Origin of the sequence: Ensifer sp. (assembly GCF_035999135.1) — a bacterium.
Lineage (GTDB): Bacteria > Pseudomonadota > Alphaproteobacteria > Rhizobiales > Rhizobiaceae > Ensifer.
This window is the reverse complement of the sequence record NZ_DASYGZ010000087.1, coordinates 1-3,724: the sequence shown is the minus strand read 5'-3', so window position 1 is coordinate 3,724 and position 3,724 is coordinate 1. Positions and strand designations below refer to the sequence as shown.

The window sequence follows — 3,724 nt, the reverse complement described above, 5'->3', positions numbered from 1 at the left end:
AGGTCGGTAAAGCCGAGTTTTTCCAAGCCGTTCGCCAGATTGCGAGTGCCGAGTTGCTCCATGGTCAAGCTTCCTTCGTGTTTGGCCATTGGCGTTGAATTTCGCCGGACCTTACTTGCATGCTCGCTCAAAAACAAGGCGGCGTCAAAAAAAGAATAATGATTTCAGTATATTAATCGATTTAAAGAAAATTATCGTTTTTTTAATCGGTTGAAATGCACCGGATCACGCCCCATCTTAGAGCCGCTATCCTGCGGAGAGGACTGGTGGTTTTTGCGCTTCGCCACAATTTGTTCCACCTTTATACTCACTAACGCACGGTGACTCGCGAATGCCGGCGTTTCGGGGACGGAGCCGGCACCTCAAAAGACGGAGTTGAACACGATGCAGACCATCGCGCTTGTCGATGATGACCGGAATATCCTGACGTCCGTATCCATTGCCCTGGAGGCAGAGGGTTACAAGGTCGAGACCTACACCGATGGCGCTTCCGCGCTCGAGGGGCTACTCGCCCGGCCGCCGCAGCTCGCGATCTTCGACATCAAGATGCCGCGCATGGACGGCATGGAACTTTTGCGCCGCCTTCGGCAGAAGTCCGACCTGCCCGTTATCTTCCTCACCTCCAAGGACGAGGAGATCGACGAACTCTTCGGCCTGAAGATGGGCGCCGACGACTTCATCACCAAACCCTTCTCCCAGCGCCTGCTGGTCGAGCGCGTCAAGGCGATCCTGCGCCGCGCGGCGAACCGCGAAGCTGCTGCCGCCAATCCGACCCCCGCAAGCAAGGCATCGGACGCCCCGTCGCGCTCGCTCGAGCGTGGCCAGCTGGTCATGGACCAGGAGCGCCACACCTGCACCTGGAAGAACGAAGCCGTGACGCTGACCGTCACCGAGTTCCTGATCCTTCATTCCTTGGCCCAGCGTCCCGGCGTGGTCAAAAGCCGCGACGCGCTGATGGATGCGGCCTATGACGAGCAGGTGTACGTCGACGACCGCACGATCGACAGCCACATCAAGCGGCTGCGCAAGAAGTTCAAAATGGTCGACAACGACTTCGACATGATCGAGACGCTGTACGGCGTCGGCTACCGGTTCCGCGAAACCGCCTGATCCGCGGGGCTTGCCATCGCGCCCATTGTGGCGCATTCAGAAACGGCGCGATGGTGAGCATGGCCGGATGGCCTCCTCTGAGGCCCGTTGCGATCTCCGCCGTCTTTTGACCGGAAGCATGGAAGAGAACGACGACGCCTTGGGCACAGACCGCGGCGCCGTCGCAATCGAACGGAACGTGAAGGGCAGTCCGCGCGGGAGCGGGACATTTGGTAGAAGTCTTGCAGGGCGACATCGAAGATCTTGACGGACGTGCGCAGGCACAGATGGGCCAGCGCCGCTGGGCGCATCCCTTCACGCTCATCCGCCGGCTGTTCGGCAATGCCGTCTTTTCGAGCCTGACGCGCCGCATCGTCTTCTTCAACCTGGTGGCGCTCGTCGTTCTGGTCGGCGGCATCATGTATCTCAACCAGTTCCGCGAGGGACTGATCGATGCCCGCGTCGAAAGCCTGCTGACCCAGGGCGAAATCATCGCCGGCGCGATCTCGGCGTCGGCCTCGGTCGACACCAACTCGATCACCATCGATCCCGAAAAACTGCTCGAACTGCAGGCCGGCCAGAGCATCACGCCGCTGCCGAGCGACGAGGATCTCGACTTTCCGATCATCCAGGAGCGCGTCGCCCCGGTTCTCCGGCGCCTGATCTCGCCGACGCGCACCCGCGCCCGCCTGTTCGACGCCGATGCAGACCTTTTGCTCGATTCCCGCCATCTCTATAGCGGCGGCCAGGTGCTGCGCTTCGATCTGCCGCCGATCGAGCCGGAAACGACCGGAATCGGCGAAAAGCTCAACAGCTGGCTGAACAAGCTGCTGCAGCCCGGCAACCTGCCGCTCTACAAGGAGCCGCCCGGCGGCAACGGCGCGATCTATCCGGAGGTCACCAACGCGCTAACCGGCGTACGCGGCTATGTCGAACGCGTGACGGAAAAGGGCGAACTCATCGTGTCAGTGGCCGTGCCCGTGCAGCGCTTTCGAGCCGTGCTCGGCGTTCTCCTGCTTTCGACGCAGGCCGGCGACATCGACAAGATCGTCCAGGCCGAGCGTCTCGCCATCATCCGCGTGTTCGGCGTGGCAGCGCTCGTCAACATCATCCTGTCGCTGCTCCTGTCGTCGACGATCGCCAACCCGCTGCGCCGCCTTGCGGCGGCAGCCGTGCGCGTTCGCCGCGGGGGTGCCAAGGAACGCGAGGAAATCCCTGATTTCTCCTCGCGCCAGGACGAAATCGGCAACCTCTCGGTGGCGCTGCGCGAAATGACGACGGCGCTGTACGACCGGATCGCGGCGATCGAGAATTTCGCCGCCGACGTCAGCCACGAGCTGAAGAACCCCCTCACCTCCTTGCGTAGCGCGGTCGAAACGCTACCGCTGGCGCGCACGGACGAATCGAAAAAGCGGCTGATGGACGTCATCCAGCACGACGTGCGCCGTCTCGATCGCCTGATCAGCGACATCTCCGACGCTTCGCGCCTCGATGCCGAGCTTGCCCGCAGCGATGCCAAGGTCATCGACCTTGAAAAGCTCCTCGGCGACCTCGTCGATATTTCGCGCCAGGTGCGCAGCAAGAAGAAATTGGTGCTGCTCGATTTCGTCATCGACCGCAAGGACAGTCCGAAGGCGCGCTTTGCCGTCAGCGGTTACGAGCTGCGTATTGGCCAGATCATCACCAACCTGATCGAAAACGCCCGTTCCTTCGTGCCCGAAGACGGCGGCCGGATCGTCGTACGGCTCACCCGCTCGCGCTCGCGCTGCCTCGTCTATATCGAGGACAACGGTCCGGGCATCCAGGCGGAAGACATCGACCGCATTTTCGAGCGCTTCTACACCGACCGCCCGGAAGGCGAGGATTTCGGCCAGAACTCCGGCCTCGGCCTGTCTATCTCCCGGCAGATCGCCGAGGCGCATGGCGGCACCCTGAAGGCGGAGAACATCATCGCCCCGGACGGTCGCATCAGCGGCGCGCGGTTCATCCTGGCACTTCCTGCCGAGCCGCACGCGTGACCACCGCTCGCGCCAATGTCCATGGCACTGCGATCGTGCTTGGAACGCGCGGCTTCCTCATCACCGGCCCTTCCGGCAGCGGCAAATCAAGGCTGGCCCTTGCCTGCATCGCTGCGGCGCGACGGGAGGGATCGTTCGCGGCACTGGTCGCGGACGATCGCGTCGACCTGACGCTTGAAGGCGGCCGGATTATCGCCCGCTGCCCGCCTTCCATAAAGGGCCTGATCGAAATCCGCGGTTGCGGGATCGGCACCGTCAGGACCGCTCCAGCGGCGGTTCTCGACTACGCGATGCTCCCGGTGAGACTTCCCTGCGAACCGCGGCTGCCCCCCGAAGAGGAGACATTATCCTTGCTACTAGGGCGAGCACTGCCAATAGTTCGCGTTCCCGTTGAAAATGAGGGGGCAGTACTGGACATTCTGCGAGCATTGCTTGCTGAAAAACTGAGTTCCTAGCCCGATTTACGGTCAGCGCGGCTGGATTTTCGGCATTTTTGGCTTGCACTTCGCCTTTTCCTTGCCAAGATGCCCTCCCCAACAGGTGGACGAAATTGCTGCATTGCGATATCTGGCCATCAGTGAATTGCGTGTGCAGTTGGAGCGAAGATACCCATGATC

At 61.8% G+C, this 3,724-nt stretch carries 3 protein-coding genes; all 3 read left to right on the top strand.

Annotated elements, in window-relative coordinates:
* The first annotated feature begins 384 nt into the window (after positions 1 to 384).
* A complete protein-coding gene (chvI, locus tag VGO12_RS10550) occupies positions 385 to 1,110 on the top strand; it encodes a two-component system response regulator ChvI (protein ID WP_327512698.1) in 726 nt (241 codons plus the stop codon).
* A 266-nt stretch (positions 1,111 to 1,376) separates the two neighbouring features.
* Positions 1,377 to 3,107, top strand: a complete 1,731-nt coding sequence (locus VGO12_RS10545; protein ID WP_327512699.1) for a sensor histidine kinase — start codon at positions 1,377 to 1,379, stop codon at positions 3,105 to 3,107.
* Positions 3,104 to 3,562: an HPr kinase/phosphorylase gene (locus tag VGO12_RS10540; protein ID WP_327512697.1), complete on the top strand. Its 459-nt coding sequence runs from the start codon at positions 3,104 to 3,106 to the stop codon at positions 3,560 to 3,562. Before VGO12_RS10545 ends, VGO12_RS10540 begins: the two co-directional genes overlap by 4 nt.
* Positions 3,563 to 3,724 lie beyond the last annotated feature (162 nt).

Coding starts and splice junctions, on each gene's coding strand:
- VGO12_RS10545 (WP_327512699.1), top strand. CDS start 1,377: ATGGGCCAGCGCCGCTGGGCGCATCCCTTCACGCTCATCCGCCGGCTG.
- chvI (WP_327512698.1), top strand. CDS start 385: ATGCAGACCATCGCGCTTGTCGATGATGACCGGAATATCCTGACGTCC.